The organism is Mucilaginibacter sp. BGA-UO-ETr-C110 (genome assembly GCF_059567985.1).
Genome location: NZ_JCAQPB010000002.1, coordinates 4,068,043 through 4,087,236 on the forward strand (window position 1 = coordinate 4,068,043; position 19,194 = coordinate 4,087,236).

General features: G+C 42.3%; 17 protein-coding genes. 5 read left to right on the forward strand and 12 right to left on the reverse strand.

Translation table 11 applies throughout. From position 1 onward, the window contains the following. Positions 1-4: 4 nt before the first annotated feature. From dnaN to AC57BQ_RS17535, 8 genes are all read right to left on the reverse strand, one after another. Complete coding sequence (dnaN, locus tag AC57BQ_RS17500; protein WP_090473165.1) at positions 5-1,129, reverse strand: DNA polymerase III subunit beta; 1,125 nt, start codon at positions 1,127-1,129, stop codon at positions 5-7. Positions 1,130-1,162: 33 nt separating this feature from the next. Further along, the gene (gene gldG, locus AC57BQ_RS17505; protein WP_496407498.1) at positions 1,163-3,568 is read right to left on the reverse strand and encodes a gliding motility-associated ABC transporter substrate-binding protein GldG; all 2,406 of its coding nucleotides are present in this window, start codon (positions 3,566-3,568) and stop codon (positions 1,163-1,165) included. 244 nt (positions 3,569-3,812) lie between these two features. Beyond that, positions 3,813-4,169: a nuclear transport factor 2 family protein gene (locus AC57BQ_RS17510; protein WP_496407499.1), complete on the reverse strand. Its 357-nt coding sequence runs from the start codon at positions 4,167-4,169 to the stop codon at positions 3,813-3,815. 523 nt (positions 4,170-4,692) lie between these two features. Then, a complete protein-coding gene (locus AC57BQ_RS17515; RefSeq protein WP_496407500.1) occupies positions 4,693-5,196 on the reverse strand; it encodes an outer membrane beta-barrel protein in 504 nt (167 codons plus the stop codon). Between the two features lie 180 nt (positions 5,197-5,376). Then, entirely contained in the window at positions 5,377-5,913 is a 537-nt protein-coding gene (locus tag AC57BQ_RS17520) for a hypothetical protein (protein WP_496407501.1), read from the reverse strand. A gap of 162 nt (positions 5,914-6,075) precedes the next feature. Next, entirely contained in the window at positions 6,076-6,579 is a 504-nt protein-coding gene (locus tag AC57BQ_RS17525) for a hypothetical protein (RefSeq protein ID WP_496407502.1), read from the reverse strand. A gap of 269 nt (positions 6,580-6,848) precedes the next feature. Then, positions 6,849-7,559 (reverse strand): ATP-binding cassette domain-containing protein, encoded by a 711-nt coding sequence (locus AC57BQ_RS17530; protein WP_496407503.1) that lies wholly within the window; start codon positions 7,557-7,559, stop codon positions 6,849-6,851. A gap of 101 nt (positions 7,560-7,660) precedes the next feature. Further along, a complete protein-coding gene (locus AC57BQ_RS17535; protein WP_496407504.1) occupies positions 7,661-8,326 on the reverse strand; it encodes a flavodoxin reductase in 666 nt (221 codons plus the stop codon). Between the two features lie 149 nt (positions 8,327-8,475). On the opposite strand from AC57BQ_RS17535, the gene AC57BQ_RS17540 reads away from it, so the two are divergent. From AC57BQ_RS17540 to AC57BQ_RS17555, 4 genes are all read left to right on the forward strand, one after another. Continuing rightward, positions 8,476-9,957, forward strand: a complete 1,482-nt coding sequence (locus AC57BQ_RS17540; RefSeq protein ID WP_496407505.1) for a glycine--tRNA ligase — start codon at positions 8,476-8,478, stop codon at positions 9,955-9,957. A gap of 630 nt (positions 9,958-10,587) precedes the next feature. Beyond that, on the forward strand, positions 10,588-11,169 hold the full coding sequence (locus AC57BQ_RS17545) for a hypothetical protein (protein WP_496407506.1): 582 nt from the start codon (positions 10,588-10,590) through the stop codon (positions 11,167-11,169). 180 nt (positions 11,170-11,349) lie between these two features. Continuing rightward, positions 11,350-12,447 carry an AI-2E family transporter gene (locus tag AC57BQ_RS17550; RefSeq protein WP_496407507.1) on the forward strand — a complete coding sequence of 366 codons (1,098 nt, stop codon included), beginning with the start codon at positions 11,350-11,352 and terminating at the stop codon, positions 12,445-12,447. A gap of 21 nt (positions 12,448-12,468) precedes the next feature. Further along, entirely contained in the window at positions 12,469-12,579 is a 111-nt protein-coding gene (locus AC57BQ_RS17555) for a hypothetical protein (protein ID WP_496407508.1), read from the forward strand. Here AC57BQ_RS17555 and AC57BQ_RS17560 read toward each other — a convergent pair. The 4 genes from AC57BQ_RS17560 to AC57BQ_RS17575 form a co-directional block, all read right to left on the reverse strand. Beyond that, complete coding sequence (locus AC57BQ_RS17560) at positions 12,547-13,884, reverse strand: M16 family metallopeptidase (RefSeq protein WP_496407509.1); 1,338 nt, start codon at positions 13,882-13,884, stop codon at positions 12,547-12,549. The two genes, AC57BQ_RS17555 and AC57BQ_RS17560, sit on opposite strands and share 33 nt — an antisense overlap. 14 nt (positions 13,885-13,898) lie before the next feature. Continuing rightward, positions 13,899-15,278, reverse strand: a complete 1,380-nt coding sequence (locus AC57BQ_RS17565; protein WP_496407510.1) for a M16 family metallopeptidase — start codon at positions 15,276-15,278, stop codon at positions 13,899-13,901. Between the two features lie 152 nt (positions 15,279-15,430). Beyond that, complete coding sequence (locus AC57BQ_RS17570) at positions 15,431-16,126, reverse strand: hypothetical protein (RefSeq protein ID WP_496407511.1); 696 nt, start codon at positions 16,124-16,126, stop codon at positions 15,431-15,433. Positions 16,127-16,285: 159 nt separating this feature from the next. Continuing rightward, positions 16,286-18,130, reverse strand: a complete 1,845-nt coding sequence (locus AC57BQ_RS17575; RefSeq protein ID WP_496407512.1) for a UbiD family decarboxylase — start codon at positions 18,128-18,130, stop codon at positions 16,286-16,288. Between the two features lie 208 nt (positions 18,131-18,338). Here AC57BQ_RS17575 and AC57BQ_RS17580 point away from each other — a divergent pair, with 208 nt between their 5' ends. Beyond that, positions 18,339-19,175 (forward strand): sulfite exporter TauE/SafE family protein, encoded by an 837-nt coding sequence (locus AC57BQ_RS17580; RefSeq protein ID WP_496409481.1) that lies wholly within the window; start codon positions 18,339-18,341, stop codon positions 19,173-19,175. Positions 19,176-19,194 lie beyond the last annotated feature (19 nt).

Here is a 19,194-nt window from a genome sequence, read left to right on the forward strand (position 1 = left end):
ACACTTAAGCATAACTATTGAGCATCACCGGCATAACCAGCATCAGCACATCTTCATTTTCATCGCCACCCTGAGGTAACAATAAGCCGGCACGGTTTGGTGTCGACATCTCCAAAGATACTTCTTCGCAACTTAAATTCTTTAACATTTCTATTAAAAAACGTGCGTTGAAGCCAATTTCAATGTCTTCGCCTTCGTACTGGCAGCTTAAACGCTCATGTGCTTCGTTGGCAAAGTCAATATCTTCTGATGATATATTGAGCTCGCTGCCGCTTATTTTAAGTCTTACCTGGTGGGTAGTTTTGTTGGCATAAATAGCCACGCGGCTCAACGACCCCAGGAAGGTAAGCCTATCGATACTTAATTTATTTGGATTCACCTGAGGTATAACCGCCTCATAATCCGGATAGCGCTCGTCAATTAAACGGCATACCAGGTTAATATTACCAAACTTAAAGAACGCGCTGGTAGAGTTATACTCTACTGATACATTCACATCATCAGTAGGTAATGATGATTTCAGCAACGTTAACGCTTTTTTAGGTAATATGAATGAGGTGGTGCTTGCTGCTTTGGCATCCTTACGGCGGTAACGTACCAGCTTGTGGGCATCGGTAGCTACAAAGGTGAGGTGCTGGGTGCTTAACTGGCAGTATACACCGGTCATGGCAGGACGCAGCTCGTCATTACTTACTGCGAAAATGGTTTTGTTGATCGCTTCGGCTAAAACTGATGCCGGTAAATTTACCGACGATGCGTTCTCCACTACCGGTATCTTTGGGAAATCCTCGCCATTTTCGCCGCTCAGTTTATACTTTCCGTCGCCCGCGTTTATTTCAATAGCAAACGTGTTATCGTCTACAGAAAAAGCTACCGGTTGTTCTGGTAACGACTTTAAGGTCTCTAACAATATACGCGATGGTATGGCAATGCGGCCATTCTCTTTAGCCTCAACAGCTAAGGATGTGGTCATGCTGGTTTGCAGGTCGGTTGCAGAAATGGTTAAGTTTCCATCCTTTATCTCGAACAAAAAGTTTTCCAGTATAGGCAAAACAGTGCTATTGCTTAAAGCCCCGCTTACAGCCTGCAGTTGTTTGAGTAATGTTGATGTAGAAACAATAAATCTCATATGGGTGTATTTAATCAATCAAAAATATAAAATTTAATGCGCATACTTTCGTTTACGGATGTAATGTTGAAAAATAGCACATATTAACACTAAAAGCAAAGGCCCAACCGTATTTACCAGCTGCCAGTACATTTTTTCGTTGCGGATACGGGCACGGTTAAGCAAACGGATCTTGATCTCTTTGGTACGCAGCGCTATCAGGCCCGAGTCGTCAGTCATATAATCGGCAATATTCAGCAGCAGGTTTTTATTGCCATAGGTTTGCTGGGTATAATGATCATAGCCTAATGGGTATGGTGATCCATCGCTGCCAACCTGATTTTTCAAAATATCCCCATCGCTGATCACGATCATTTTAGTAGGCACACTTTCGGGCTTTATGGCCGCTTGTTCGGTAAGTCCTTCGGGCAGCGGGCGGTTGCGCCAGTCGGATACAAATTTACCTTCCAGCAATACGCCTACTGTTTTGGGCGTGCTCTGAAAATCTTTGGGATTGGGTTCCTGCTCCAATGCCTGTAAGGACAGCATATGCGGCGCGCTCATCTTTTTGTTATAGGGCGACGAGGTAAGCAGGATAGTTTTCTTTACATTTTTAGTATCCAGCAGATCAATAGTGCTGGCAAATTCGCTGCTGATACCATCCAGGTTTTTCACTACCGGGTGTTTGGACAACGGGATAAATATGGGATAAAACAGCCAGGGGAGCATTTGTATCTGCGCTTGTCCGCCAACGCTGCCGGTACTAACCGGGATCTGCGAGCAATTCATATCAGCTATCAGGTCATAATTGATCCTGACGCCGTATCGGAAAAGCTGATCGTCCAGGTTGAGTTGCTTGGCAAAAGCCAGTTGTTCACCGCCATGCCCGCGCAGGCTGTCCAGTTCGGCACTTACCTGGTCTATCGTCCACAACACCCGGCCACCATGCATAATGTATTGGTCGAGTTTGAACTTTTCCAGTTCGGTAAATTTTTTATCAGGTTTGGGTATCACCAGCAGTTTTAATTTCTTAAGACTGTCAAACGGTATAAGATTCAAATCCACTCTACCAATCAAATACCCATCAGATAAAGTGTTGATGGCACCATTTAATTGCAAGTCAGTAAGTTCGTTATGACCTGTTGTAAACCCAATCCGAGGCTTGCCTCCACTGCCAGCTTTTTTTATAGCTGATACAAAAGCGTATTCAAGATTTTGTATAGAATTATTTAATTGTTCCGCATCCGAAAGTCCAATCCTTGTTTGCAAAAGATTAACCACAATCTCTTTTCCGTTAGCCGCCACAAGAGCTTCAGGAAATATCATTTTCTGAGATACACCGTCATCAGTTTTAACACTGAGATTTTGCGCTTTTATACCTTTCGTATCCCATTCTTCAAATTGCTGCTTTTGTTGATCCTGCGAAAGACCTTTTAAAAAATTAAGAGGATCAATAAATTCAAAGTCGATTTTTTTATGGCTATATGCTTTCAAATCATTAAGCATATCTTTTGTTGCAACCTGCAAACGCTTCATTCCACCCGGAAATCCGCTCCCATCCAAATAGACAGTAACTTTTACGGGCTGCTGCAAACCATCCATGATCTGGCTGCTGATGGGCGAAAGCGTATATCGTTTTTCGGTAGTAAAATCAAAACGGGTAAAAGTAATCCTGCCAAGAACAGCCACAACCAACAGCACCACTACATATCCCATCATAGTAACCGAAAAAAGTTTCTTTTTACGCTGACGGATGATTACAAACAGCGTAAGCCATATAAATATACCAGCTACTATTATAAAATAAGCCAGGTCGCGCGTATCCAGTACACCACGGCTTACGGATTGGTAATGCTCGGTAATACCCAGGTTTTGTAAACCCAGGTCCTGTAATGACAGCAATTGGCTCAATGAATCGAACCCACTGTAAAAAAAGAAACACAGGAAAACCGCTACCGTAAAAGCGATGATCTGATTTTTGGTGATAGATGATGCAAACAGACCGATGGCCGAGAATGCAGCGCCTAATAAAAACAAGCCGATGTATGAACCGATAACCGCCCCCGTATCAATATTTCCCTGTGGCGTACCCAGCGTACTGACCGAAAAATAATAAACCAGCGTAGGCAGCAAAGCGCAAAGCACCAGCAACACACCGGCCAGGTATTTTCCCAATACAATTTGCCAATCGGTAAGTGGACGGGTGAATAGCAACTCAAAAGTGCCCTCTTTACGCTCCTCGGCCAATGATCGCATGGTGATGGCCGGTATCAGGAACATGAACAGGTATGGTGCGGTGCTGAACAGGCTTTCGAGCCCGGCATAGCCATACTCCAAAATGCTCGAATCGGGGAATACCCACAAAAATAAACCCAGCACCAATAAGAATACGCCGATGGTAACATAGGCCACCAGCGAACTGAGGTAGGAGATGATTTCTTTTTTAAGGATGCTTAGCACTTTTTGATCGGGTGTTGAGCGCCGAAATTACAATATTTTTTTATTGGTTCATGGGTTCGCTGGTGCTAAATATTTAATGCGCTTATGGCTGGCGGTACGCGTAAGAGACCCTTTCCTCCTCTCCATGCGTCATTGCGAGGTACGAAGCAATCCCCGATAGGCAGAGCTGCTCTGTATAGTTAGGGATTGCCACGCTGCGCTCGCAATGACGTATTTTTTGACGTCCCTTAAGCCGTCTAAAAACCTATTCCTTTTTATCAACTATATAAGAGGTAACTATTTTTACCCTATCATTTTCCAGCTCATAAAAATCGGCGTAGTGCATATTTATTTCCTCACCGCTTTTGCCTTTGCATTGTATAAAGCCATCAACGGCTGCTTTATTACCATCAACAATGATATGATCGTGGGTTGATGAAACAATCTTTACATCCTCCATTCCGCCTAAAAACTTTTCAACCTCATCTTTCCCGTTGATGATGGTAAGGCTTGAGCCTTTCATTGTCCATATTACGTCGTCGGCAAAAAGCTTTAATATTTTATCTACGTCATTGTTATCAAAAGCGTCGATAACCTGTAACACAATTTCTTTAGTTGTCATGATAGTTTGATTTTGTTTATAACAAAGTTATCCCTTATATAACAAGGACAGAGGGGCTCAAAATGACATTATCAGGGTGTTTTACGACAAATGATATACTGCTGCTACCCAAGGCACGCGTGCGCCAGCAAGGGGCTGATGGCCTGTTTTTTTTCAAAAAGTGGGTTTACATGGTTTACACTTTTTACGGTTAACATCATTATAAAACATTAACAATCAATTAATTATATAAATTATTACTTTAATATCATGGAATATGTGTAAACCATCATTGACGCACGTACCGCGTAGTCATTTTTCCGGCATATCGCGTATAGTTTTCTATGTAGTCATATGCGTGCGCCAGTAGGGGCAACAGTAAGAAAAAACAGAGTTTGTCATGCTGAGGAACGAAGCATCTATTGTACGATATGCTCACTGAAGAAGATCCTTCGTTCCTCAGGATGACAAAAACAATCTTGAAAAATAAAAGCCCGCGGGCAATGCTCGCGGGCTTTTTAAATTTTAATTGTTAATTTTTTTCTTAGAAACGGTAAGCTAAACGTAAACCGGCCTGACCAAGCGTACCGTCTTTTGACCAGCCCTCATAACGGAGGCCCAGCTCAAAACCTTCGCTAAAGGTATAACCAATGCCTGGTGAATAGGCAAATGCTGTACCATCGGCTGCTCCGGTAAAAAACGCGGCGCCTATTTGGCCTTCAGCAAAAAAGCTCCTGTCAAAGTAGTATTTAACACCCACTTTTAGCGGGATGGCATTAATTGCAGGTCCGCCGATATCGCTGTATACCCCTTTTGGCTGGAAAGAATTATAACCGGCCGATATAGTAAACCAGGTACTTCGATCAATCGGAAGTTCGTATTTAAGTGAACCGCCTAATACCGAACCAAAAAGATGATGGGCGTCGCCGGTAGGCAAACCGGCCTCAAAGCCGATACTGAATTTACCGTCGCTCCGGCCCCTGGATTGCGCAAAGCTTTGCATTGCGGTAACTCCAATAATGAATAAGGCTAATAGAATTTTTTTCATGATTTTAGGGTTATATGGTTTCTATCAATACAGTCATGTAAACATATTGTTTGCCCTATGTTAAATAGTCGTGGCACTCCCACTATAATATTTCAAACAAAGCCCATATTCTTTAGCGCTGATGCATAAAAAAGCCCAGGCTAATACCCAGGCTTTCTTAAATTTTAATTGTTTCTTTTGTTAGAAACGATAGGCTAAACGCAATGCTGCCTGACCGATAGTACCATTGTTTGACCAGGCTTCATAACGAACACCTGCTTCAAAACCACCAGCGAAGGTATAACCTATACCAGGTGAATAAACAAATAAGGTACTGCTGCCACTGTTGGTACCAAAGGCAGCGCCTACCTGTGCTTCACCAAAAAAGTGCCCGTCAAAGTAATATTTGGCGCCCACTTTTACAGGTATTACACCCGCAGTACCGCCGTCAAAGTGAAATTGATAACTGAATTCCGGATCGTTAGAGGAAATGTCAAAACTCTTAACGTGCAAGCTGCTATAACCGGCCGATCCGGTAATAAATAAATTATCGGCAACAGGATACTCATATTTGAGCGAACCGCCGATAATATAATCAGAATAGTTGTGGGCATCGCCAACAGGCAGTCCGCCTTCCAAACCAATACTGAATTTACCGCCGCCGCCAGAATGGGTTTGCGCGAAGGTTGTACATGCCGTGCCGGCAATAAATGCTAAGGCTAATAGGATTTTTTTCATAAAATAATTTTGTAATAAGATTAATGCGGACTTGTTTTTTTACCGCTGTCGGTTTGTTTGACGCAGGCAACCGGTCAACGTTTAAAAGCCTGAAAAATATTTATAATAATAAAGCCCGGAGATAATATCCCCGGGCTTTATCATAAACTGTTAATCCTTCGCTTAGAAACGGTAAGCTAAACGCAGGCCGATTTGGCTGGTAGTTCCATTTTTAGACCATCCTTCGTAACGCACACCGGCTTCAAAACCACCATCAAAGGTATAACCGATGCCTGGTGAATAGGCAAATGCAGTACCATAACCGCTTTTTGTGCCAAAAGCTGCTCCTAATTGGCCTTCAGCAAAGAAGCCATTTTCGATATAATATTTAACACCTACTTTTACAGGAACAAATCCAACAGATTCACCGCCCAAATCTTTCCATACTTTTTTAGGGTGGAAGGAATTGTAGCCGGCAGAAATAGTAAACCAGGTACTTGGTGCAATAGGTAGTTCGTATTTAAGTGAGCCGCCAATTACATAGTTGTAAAAGTCTTTAGTGTTGCCTAACGGTAACCCACCTTCAAGACCGATACTGAATTTACCACTGTCGCCAGATTTGGTTTGCGCGAAGGTTGTGAATGCTGTGCCAGCAATAATAGCTAAGGCTAATAGAACTTTTTTCATAATTTATTAGATTGATGTTTGGTTGTTAATACAACGTTAATAGGATTTTCCTATAACGCAGTTTTTTCTTGAGAATATAGACGCTGCTTTTAAGCAAACGTTACAAACTCTTTAAAAAATATTTTTTATTAAATACGTGATTGAATATATTAATCAACAGAATAATATAAGCGTTACAGCAACCAGAAAGGCTTTTGTATCTATTTTATCTTGTAAATAAAGTAATTAGGCAGGGCAAAAATAAAAGATTATTTTAAAAATAAAAATATTTAATTATCACCGGTAAGTGATATAAAGATCTGCTCCAGCGTGTTATCATTATTTTTCTGGCGGAGTCCCTGCAGGGTATCGTTGGCTACGATTTTACCCTGGTTAATAATGATCACCTGGTTGCATACCGCCTCTACTTCCTGCATAATATGGGTAGAGAGGATAATGGTTTTGGTTTTCCCCAGTTCCAGTATCAACTGGCGGATCCCGATCAGTTGATTAGGGTCGAGCCCGGAGGTAGGCTCGTCTAATATCAGTACATCCGGGTTATGCAAAATGGCCTGTGCCAGCCCCACCCGTTGGCGGTACCCTTTTGATAGTTGACCGATCTTTTTATGCTGCTCGGGTCCCAGGCCTGTTTGCTCAATAATAGTGGCTATACGTTTTTCGGGCTCATGCAGCTGGTGGATACCAGCAATAAAACCCAGTGATTCTTTCACATACATATCCAGGTACAGCGGGTTACTTTCGGGCAGGTAGCCGATGCGCCTGCGTACCTCCAATGGTTGAGCTATTACATCAAACCCGCAAACTGATGCCATACCCGAGGTTTGAGGGATAAAGCAGGTGAGGATCTTCATGGTGGTGGATTTGCCCGCACCATTCGGGCCTAAAAATCCCAATACACCTGGCTCCGCACTAAAGCTGATACTATCAACCGCTTTTTGCGTTCCGTAAACTTTTGACAACGACTCAACCCGGATACTCATGGCGGTAAAAATAGATTTTAGATATGAGATTTGAGATATGAGATTCGAGATTTTGGTTTCTTGTCCTGATTCTTGTTTCTTGACTCTTGCTTCTGGCCAATCTACTTCTCAAACACAACAGCATCGGCGTTGGCACCCAGCTTAGTTAGTATGGCGGTTATTTCCTGTACCATAGGGTCGGGGCCGCAAACGTAAAAGTGTTTGGTAAAATCCTGTACTTCGGCTTTTAAAAAGGCCTCATCAATACGGCGTTGGTCATGGGTACTGTCCTTCTGATTAGTTATAGTGAATAGCGCGTTTTCACCTAAAATACTTTTCAGTTCATCGGCCAGGATAATGTCCTGATCTGTTTTATTAGAGAAGAAGAGTTTATTGTCGTCTATCGCACCTTGTTGATGAAGCTGCCTCAATATGGCTATAAACGGTGTGATACCCGCGCCGCCTGCAATAAAATAACCCGGACCTTTATATTCAATAGCCCCCCAGGCTTCGCGCAGTATCAGTTCATCACCCACTTCCAGCTCACCGAGGTGATTGGTAACGCCGGGATGATCACTGTATATTTTGATGGTGAATTCCAGGTAATGCTCAGCGGTAAGGCAGGTAAATGTGAAAGGGTTTTTCTGATCCTCCCACGCTGGTTGATTGATGGATAGTTCCGTTGCCTGTCCGGGTGTAAATGTAAAACCCTCGGGCTTTTCTACAATAAACTGTTTAACGTTGTGGGTAACGTTATGGATGTCCAATATTCTCACAATTTGTTCCATAGCTGCGGTAAATTAACTGGTTTTAGTATAATGAAATTAGAGGTGCTTTGGTTTTAAATTAAGGTAATTTAGCAAATTGAGACTTATCATTTTAAGGTTTTCGCCTTTCGCTTTCAGCTTTCTGCCTAAATTGTATCTTTGCAGCTATTATGAGCAAATCAACCGACGAACTTTTTAAAAATGTTATATCGCACGCCAAAGAATATGGCTTTGTTTTTCCTTCAAGTGAGATTTATGATGGCCTGAGCGCTGTTTACGATTACGGGCAGTTTGGCGCCGAATTGAAGAACAACATCAAAACCTACTGGTGGAAAGCTATGGTGCAAATGCATGATAACATTGTGGGTATTGATTCGGCCATATTTATGCACCCCAAAATATGGAAAGCCAGCGGGCACGTTGATGGTTTCAGCGACCCGATGATCGACAATAAAGATTCAAAAAAACGCTACCGTGCAGATCAGTTGATTGAAGATAAGATAGACCGCTACGACAAGGATGGCAAAACCGACAAAGCTGAACAATTACAGCATGATATGGATGAGGCCCTCAAAAACGAAGACCTGCCACGCCTGAAAGAGCTGATCATTGAGCACGAAATTGCCTGCCCTGTAAGTGGTACCCGTAACTGGACCGATGTACGCCAGTTTAACCTCATGTTTAGTACCCAGATGGGCGCTGTTGCTGATGATGCCGACGTGGTTTATCTGCGTCCGGAAACCGCACAGGGTATATTTGTAAACTACCTGAACGTACAAAAATCAGGCAGGATGAAGATCCCCTTTGGTATAGCGCAAATTGGTAAGGCTTTTCGTAACGAGGTGATCGCTCGTCAGTTCATTATCCGGATGCGTGAGTTTGAGCAAATGGAAATGCAATACTTTGTACGTCCTGGCACTCAAAAAGAATGGTTTAACCAGTGGAAAGAGGCCCGCCTGAAATGGCACCTGGCCCTGGGTACAGATGCCGCCAAATACCGTTACCATGAGCACGTAAAACTGGCACACTACGCTGATGCCGCTTACGATATTGAGTTTGAATTCCCATTCGGCTTTAAAGAAGTGGAAGGGATTCATAGCCGTACCAATTTTGACCTGAGCCAACATGAAAAATTCTCAGGTAAAAAAATGCAATATTTTGACCCAGAGCTTGATCCGGAAACCGGTAAACCATATGGTAATTATGTACCTTATGTAATAGAAACCTCTATTGGTTTAGACAGGATGTTCCTGCTTACGATGATCAATGCCTATGAGGAAGAAGATCTGAGCACCGAAGAAAAACAGGATAGCCGTACCGTACTGCACCTGCACCCTTGCCTGGCCCCGGTTAAAGCCGCTATTTTCCCGCTGACCAAGAAGGATGGTCTGCCCGAGAAAGCCCGCGAGATCATGGATAAACTGAAGATCGACTTCAACATACAATACGAGGAAAAAGATGCCATTGGCAAACGCTATCGCCGTCAGGATGCTATTGGTACACCTTTCTGTATCACGGTAGATCATCAAACCCTGGAAGACAACACCGTTACCATCCGTCACCGCGACAGCATGGAACAAGAACGCGTACCTGCCGACCAACTCGACAAAATCATTGGCGACCGGGTTAGCTGGAGAAACTTATTAAAATAAGATAATTTTAATTTATCATAATAAACGAACAAAGCCCGCTTTATGAGCGGGCTTTGTTCGTTTATTATTTATGTACTACAATCCATTTTTTTACAAAAGTGGGTTTACATGGTTAACCATAAATTGTCATTTAGAACGAGGCACGAGGAGAAATCTTCTTCGACATACTATTTCGACTTGCTTTAATGCAGAAGATTTCTCTTTCGCCCCAACTCTTTTTCCACCTCTGCTCTATCGAAATGACATCTTTTTATAGAATTTTGCTCTTCCCAACACCTGTGGTTAAACTCCGGAGGAGTAACATGTTTGTAGATAAAACATAGAAATAGTGTTGGCTCCGTAGGTGCCCCCTGTTTAAAAGAGATTTCTCTTGGAGTGTGCTTTATATCGAACTCGCGTTACCTAATAATCCTATACCTATTAATATACATCCCGATACTTATTAATATACATATTAAATTAAATACACTCCACTATTAAAGGACTAAACCCGTCGCATAACCCCTTTATTATCAATATATTTCAATTCCACATAGGGTATTTTTATGTTTCAATATTTCCAATGGCACAGCTATTGTTAATAATTTCTTATTAAAATAAACCTGAAGTTAAAAATCTAAAAGAAACACTATGAAAAAGTTTACATTATTAGTCCTATTGGCATTTATCGGATTCGCCTTCACCGCAAGCGCGCAAATACAGAAAGGCAACGTTTTAATGGGTGGCGATATCGGCAACCTGTCATTAGGCTTAAACAGCCCCAGCACTTTCACAGCAGACATTACACCTAAAGCAGCCTGGTTTATTAAAGACAATGTGGCACTGGGTGCTTACGGTCGTTTTGGTATCTCAACAGAAAAAGGAACGGGTAGCGATGTTCGTTATGGTATAGGTGCCCTGGGCCGTTATTATACCGGGTCTGATGTTGAAGTGTTAAAACATGGTCGTATTTTCGGCGAGGCCAATGTTGGTCTCGGCGGTCAGAACCTGCGCGGCCCCGGTGGATCAACAAATGGTTTAGAATTGGGCTTTGGCCCGGGTTTCGCCTATTTTGTTACCCCAAGTATCGGATTAGAAACACTGTTAAAGTATAACGGGGTTGTTGGTTTCGGGAGTTCGGCTTACCAACATAGCTTAACCTTAAATTTTGGCTTCCAGATCTATTTGCCTGGTCAAAGTACCCTGAACAAAGTAAAAAGGGACGTGAAATAACGTTGGACACCTCCAACAAAAAAGCCAGGCGGATATGCCTGGCTTTTTTGTTTTAATGGCGCTATTTATAGCCTAACACGTGTTTTACATTATTATTCTATTAGTTAGACACGGTAGGATTAAAACAATTCAAGTTGTTATTCCTTATTTGTTCAACCAAAACTTCACTCCAGCTTAAGTATGCCTGCTGTAAAAGAATATCCATTCTATTTAAAAAATACCGTTACCCTCTTTGGGCTTATTTTATTAGTATACACTTTTTCACAACTGGCAGATGTGTTAATACCGCTGGCATTCGCGGCTTTTATTGCCATCCTGCTTAACCCTGCTTGCAACTGGTTAATGGAGCATAAAGTGCCCAAAATATTTTCTATTATAATTGTCATGTTAATTGGCGCTATCCTATTAGTGGCGTTATTCTATTTTCTATCAACCCAGATCATACAATTCGGTGATTCATTACCAATGCTCAAGCAAAAGTTTGCGGAGTTGTTCACTACGTTTAAGGCATGGATTGCTACCACCTTTAACTTCTCTGTTCAAAAACAAGACCTCATGATCAAAGATGCCTTAAAGAATAGCCAGGCAATGGTAGGCCATACACTCGGCTCGGTAGTTGGGGTGTTCGGGTTGGTATTTGTGATACCGGTATATGTTTTTTTAACCCTTTTCTACAAAACCCTTATCCTTAATTTCGTTTTTGAAGTATTCTCAGAGGAGAACTCAAAACAGGTAAGTGAGGTTTTAAAAGAAACCAAAATGGCCATACAAAGCTATATTCAGGGTTTATTAATCGAGATGATTATAGTTGCTATCCTTAACTCAACAGCGTTGGTATTGTTAGGTGTAAAATACGGTATCCTGATTGGTGTTATAGGGGCTATATTAAACCTGCTGCCTTACATTGGCGGCATTATAGCTATTGCCCTGCCTGTGCTAATGGCTACGGTTACCAAAGACGGTTACACAACCCAGCTAGGGGTTGTTATAGCTTACCTGGTTATCCAGTTTATCGACAATAATATACTGGTGCCGCGTATCGTATCCTCAAAAGTACAGATCAACGCACTCATATCCATCATTGTGGTACTTTTAGGCAATATGTTGTGGGGATTATCAGGCATGTTCCTGGCCATACCATTCATAGCCGTAATAAAAATTATTTTTGACCGTATTGAAGACCTTAAACCTTGGGGTAAGCTCCTGGGCGATACCGTACCTACCCGTTACAGGGGAGAAATATGGGGACGAAAGAAAAAAAGCCAGGTTCCCGGATAAATAAAATCCACCCTTGTATGAGTGATTCCCAAAACAAAAAAGGTTAAAAGGGAAGGTGTAAAACCAAACCTTTTAACCTTTAATTTTATTTTAACAATATTAATGACTTACCGGGTTATCACCTTTATTTAAGGTACCATTGATATATAATATCTGGTTCACTTTTTTAGGATCGCCCTGGTAAACCCAAACAATGTTATTGATGTACTTGCGGAAAGCGTCGCTTACTTCTTCTGGTGTCAGCTTTTTAACATCATCAACCAGGGTTAATGATCGTTTCCAGTTGTTGAATAACACTTCATTAGAAGCCATGGAAAACGCCTGTGCGCTGTTGGTTTCGTTTTTATAATAAAAACCGGTAAGATAAGTAATCTTCATATTGGCAACCTCTTCGGGTTTAAAACCTTCTGTTTTTATTTTATCAACCAGTTTGTCAAACACAGCAATGTATTTATCTGGCTGGGTTGTTGATACCGAGAACCTGGCTGTAGATGTTTGCCCAACGCTAAACCAGGCCTGTGGCGCGTATGATAAACCATTATTGGTACGCACATCTAAAAAATGACGATTAGCAAATATCCTCATGGCCACATTAAACGCGTCAAAATCAGGAGTACCCGGCTGCGGACCACTGGTGATACCTTCTACATAGTTGGTTGCCAGGTCGCGCGATTCGGCGTTAAATGAGTTTTTGTAAACACGGAAGAATGATTTCTTAAACTCAAACGGAGCGCCTTGTTTTATACCGTTAAGCATGGCCTTCACTTTTGATTCAATAACTGCCTTGTCCAGGTCGGCTACAACCACAATAACCAGGCGCGACCGGGTTAATATTGACTGATAATAAGTCTTGGTTTCTTCGGGAGTTAGTTTAGATACGATCTCTACCGTACCATTAGGATCTTTGGCATAATCACGGTTGGCAAATGCCGTTTTATTGGCTAATTTATCGATCGCGTTATCAGGCTGCGAATCGGCTTGCTTAATGTTGTTGATCGCATCCTGTTTTATACGCGTAAACTCTTTGGCATCAAAACGGGGTTGTGTTAGTGCTTCGACATACAAAGGCCAAACTATATCAAAATCGGTCTTAATACAATTCATCCGCATGATAGAGTAGTTTTTGTTGCTGCTGCCATCAACCGTAGCGCTCACTTTATCCAACTGATCTTTAAAAGCATTTTTATCGTGCTTTATGGTTCCGCATTCTGTAAGCGCGGCCATCGCCATAGCTTCAATACCCATTTTATCGGCTTTGTAGTTTTGTACACCGCCTTTTATAATAGTTTGTATCTCTACAATATCGTTGCCGCTTGGCTGCACAATTACTTTTACACCATCAACCGTGGTTTCGTAAGCTTTATTTTGTGCCTGTACTGTTTTTATATTTCCTATCGCCGCTGCAATCAGCAGGGTGAACACATATTTCTTCATCATGATAAGATTTAATTTTACTTAGCTACAAAAAATGAAGCTACATTTTGTTGTTTACTTAACTCTGGTGCTATGATAATGCCGGCTGCGTATGGCTTACCCGATATATAGGTGCTCACATATTTTTGTATATCGGCACGGCTCACTTTCTGATAGTTATTGTCCAGATCGGTATAATAATCAAGTGAGGTGCTGCACCACTGGTAACTCATCTGACTTGGCAGCGTAGATGGTTTCTCCTTCCGGTGAACGCTATTTCTCAATAAAATAGCTTTGGCATCATTTAACTGTTCGTCAGTAAAATAATCAGATTTTACCCACTGGTTAACCTGGTTAAGCAGTTCGTCATAGCACTCTTTTAACTTACCTGGATTGGGCACCACAAAAATATCAATAGGGCCCACAAACCGACTGGTAGTATATCCCAAAGAAACGGAGCTGGCCAATCCTTTATCGATCAGTGATTGTTGAAATTTTGATGAGTTTAAACCAACAATTGTCGAAAACACATCGGCAGCAACTGTTGAAGCAGAATCGGTTAAGTAAGCCGGCCCCTGCCATGAAAGTTGCATATAAGGTGTTTGCGCGATAGTACTTTCTTTAATAAAATACTCGCTTTTGGTTAATGGTTTAAATGGAGGGATAGGATATTTTTCATGCGGATTAAAGCCACTGCTGGCCCAATCGCCAAATATACTTTCGGCCAGGGCAAACGCGGCGTCATGTTTTACATCGCCACAAATGGTCACCAGGCTGTTATTGGGGAAGTAATATTTGTCTTTGATCACCATCATCTTCTCTGGTGTGGCGGTATTGATCACTTCATGGATCCCGATAGGGTTTTTACGGGTGATCAGATCGCCCCAAAGCTTTTGCTGAATACCAAACCAAAGCTGGAAACCAGGATCGCTCTCGGCACGCTGAAACTCACCATCAACAACAGGGCGTTCCTTTTTCATATCTTCTTCGCGGTATATCGGGAAACGGATAGCAGCATTCATGAATTTTAAACCTGCTTTAAGGCTATCCCGGTCAAACGTAAAGAAGTAATTAACCCGTTCCACATCGGTAGTACCATTCCAGATAGCGCCTAGTTCCTGAGTACGTTTTAAAAATGCTTCCTGGTTGGGATAATCCTTGTTGGCCTTAAAAAACATGTGCTCAAAAAGGTGCGATAAGCCGCTAAATTCGGGGCCCTCTGTGTAAGCTCCGTTTTTTACAGCAATTTCAATGGTGGCCAGTGGCACCTTGCTGTTTTCAATAACTACTACTTCCAATCCGTTTGGAAGCTTTTTCCAGAAATAACCTTCCGGTAATCGGGGTTGCGCAATCGCGCAGCAAACGCTAAAAACCCCAGCAACACTTAGTGCTAAAATTTTGGTAAAGTTTCGGGTCATATACTATAAATATTTTATGCTCTATAAATATATTAGTATATTCTATAAAAAGTAAGGGTTTCTAATATTTAACCCAGCTTTTTAACTAAGCCCTTAATCTTAAGGTGATTTTCGCACATCCATTTCACAGTTCATCTGCTTTGAGGAGAATATTAAATACCCGACTTGATACTATTGTATGGCAAACCCAGATCGTCAATGGAATATTGGGTAAGTACGCTGTCTTTTAAGGTACAATAATCGCCCCGGTGGGTTACGATGAGCTTTTCGACACCATCCTTATTTTCGCGCATAGGTACCGTTGCTGATACCACCTTCCCGGTATGATCAAATTCAATAATGTACACTTCTTTTTTGGGATCATTCACCTCGGTAAAAGGGACTATGAGTGTTTGATTATTATCGTCGATAAACTTTCCCAGGATATTTTTACCATGGATCTCTTTGGGGTCAAGCTCCAGTAAATGTTTGGCTTCCTGGGCGGATAAACCTTTGATATTTAAGCGAACCACGGTACCATCCGGATCTTTCAGGGTATCCTGCATGGTGGTTACAGAAGCGCCGGGGTATTTGGCGATAGCATAAAAGTTATCGGGCCCTGTATTTTTATCATTGTGCCCGGGCAATATATAGCAAAGCTGTAAATTGTTTAATGCCGAACTATCCGCTTTAATTTTAGCGGCAATATTGAGCAGATCGGCCTGGCTTAAACGCCCTCCAATATTAACAGTAAGTTTACTGGCCGTATCGCTTTTAACTACTCTGGATATAGTAAAATGTGGTACATCTCTTTTTTTACAGCCAAAAGCAGCCAAAACGATTATTAAGCAAAGCAGGGTATTTTTCATATGGGGCAAAGTTAACCGTTGATTTTTGGGATTACGTTGATTGCGCTGATTTTCTTTTGTTATGAACCATGATTTACATGATTATGAGATTTTCATGATCATCAACTATTGATACTTTCTTTAGTCTTTGCTCCTTGCTCCAAAAGTCTTTTCATCTCGTTAAATGATTCCGTAAAGCGGTCCGCCTTTTTCGCCCATTTTATCAACCAGTTTTTCAACTTCGGGGTCTTTTTCCAGTACAGGGGCATGATGCGGTTTGATGCGGGCATCTATGATCAGCGGACCTGTACAGCCCCAGTGCTTATGTTCGGTGAAACTACCAACGCCATAAATATCATGCGAAGGGTTGCTGCGGGTAAAGGTTACCCAAACAAAATTGTTCACATTTTCGGCTGCAAAAGCGGCATCATCACAAAGCACGACCAGCGGTAGGCCATCCAGCTCTTCTTCCTCCTCTTTTAACCTGTATTCGATGATGCTTACTATGTTATCAATATCCTTATGATTTACATGTTTGGGTACTTCGACCATCAATACGCCAGGCATGGCCATTTTATAATTGTTGACGGGCCTTGGCAGGTCGAACCATGAAGGCAGCTCTGTCCACAGCTCACGTTTGATATCCCCAGCTACAGTGATGGCTACTTTACTGCCCGAATTTAATCCGCTTCCACTATAATCCAGCGTATCAATAGTGGTGCGGGTATAAAAATGCAGGTCGCGGGTTAGATCTATCCGTTGCAGGATATGGTTTAAAAACGCTTCAATATTATTTACATCCAATGTTGGATCATCTTCCTTTGCGGCAATCAGCAGGTATTTGGCCAGACTCAGCTGACTTTTACCCAGTATATGATTGGCAATAGTTAATATCTCCTGAGGTTTGCGCTCTTTAAGGTAAGGCGTATAACGCTCGCTGCCGATGGCAAACAATAGTGGATGTACACCAGCAGCATCAACGGCATTAACGGCGTGCAGACCAGGTATTTCTTTTGGAATAGCTGCACCGCTGATCTCATGTATAAGCGCCCCAAAACTGGTATCCTCCTGCGGAGGTCGACCTACTACCGTAAACGACCATACCGCGTCCTTACGATGGTATACGTTGTGAACTTTAAGTAATGGAAATGGATGTACCAGGCTGTAATAGCCCAGGTGATCCCCAAAAGGCCCCTCAGGCTTATTATCATGAGGCATTACTGTTCCGGTGATCACAAAATCAGCATCCGACGAAATACAGAAGCCTTCATCGTCATAAAAATAACGGAACCGACGATTACCCAAAGCTCCGGCGAAGGTCATTTCTGATAATCCTTCGGGCAGCGGCATCACCGCGGCTACCGGGTGCGACGGCGGGCCACCTATAAATATACTTACTTTTAAAGGCTGTCCTTTGGCGTTTGCTTTTGTTTGATGCACACCTATACCCCGATGGATCTGGTAATGCAAACCGATCTCCTTGTTCAGGATATAATCGTTACCTGCCAGTTGTATACGATACATACCCAGGTTGGCATTCATGATCCCTGGTTTGTCCGGGTCTTCGGTATATACCTGCGGCATGGTTACAAAGGGGCCACCGTCCATGGGCCAGTTCACTATCTGGGGGATATCGCTTATTTTGCAGCGACCGAAATTAACGTGTGCCCCGGCACGTTTTTTCATCGGCAGGGCCGATAAAGCGGTAAGGGCCACGTTGGTATATTGAAAAGGATGTTTAATGGCTTTTAAAGGATCGTTCTTGAGCTCAACCAGGGTTTTGATCTTATCCAGCGTATCCCTGAATATAAATTTAGAGCGCTCCAGGGTGCCAAATAAATTGGATACTGCCGGGAACTTACTGCCTTTTACCTGCTCAAATAATATAGCCGGCCCCTGATTTTCGAATACGCGTAAATGAATAGCCGCCATCTGTAAATACGGATCAACCTCCTCCTTAATGCGCACCAGGTGACCATTTTTTTCCAGATCGACAATACAAGCCTGTAAACTTTTGTAACCCATGCCACGAAAGTAGTAAATTTAGTGATTGGGACATTTGTACTTCAGTCATTTTTACTTTCAGGACATGTATTTAATGGTCAGGACATTAAGTGGTTAGTTATTTTATCTGTAGATCATATAGACATTTTTAATACCCAATGTCTTTATGATTCAACGACTTAAATGACCAAATTTTACTACTTTCGCAGTTCAATTTTGGCTGCAAATGATGTCGGTAATTGTATTAACGCTTATCCTTTTTATCGGCTCGTACTTTGCGGGTTTATTAGGTTCACTAACCGGTTTAGGTGGTGGATTTGTTATTATTCCGCTGCTTACCCTGGTGCTGCATGTTGATATTCATTATGCTATCGGAGCCTCACTGGTATCGGTGATTGCTACTTCATCAGGTTCGGCCGCGGCTTATGTTAAAGAGGGTATCACCAACATCAGGCTGGGCATGTTCCTGGAAATTGCCACAACTGCCGGCGCTATGGTTGGGGCCCTCATCGCGGTTTATATCCCCACCAACTTCATCGCTATTTTGTTTGGTATTATCCTGATCACATCGGCCATCATGTCCTTACGCAAAAAAGCCGAACTGATAAACCAGGAGAAAAGCCCACTGGCCGAAAAATTAAAGCTGAACAGCAGCTTTCCAACACCTAACGGTCCGGTAAATTACAGCGTAAAAAATGTAGGCGGCGGCTTTTTTATGATGGGCTTTGCCGGGATAATATCTGGTTTACTGGGCATAGGCTCCGGTGCATTAAAAGTGTTGGCGATGGATACCATTATGCGGATACCATTTAAAGTATCAACTACTACCAGTAATTTTATGATAGGCGTTACAGCCGCCGCAAGTGCCGTTGTTTACCTGCAACGAGGATACATCGATCCGGGTTTATCCATGCCTGTGGCTATTGGCGTGTTGCTGGGTGCTTTAAGCGGATCAAAAATATTGGTACATACCAACTCATCGGGCTGGTTACGTTGGGTGTTCGCAGTGGTAGTAAGCTTTTTGGCTGTGCAGATGATATATAATGGATTTATGGGGAAAATATAATTGATTAATAAGGGGGTAT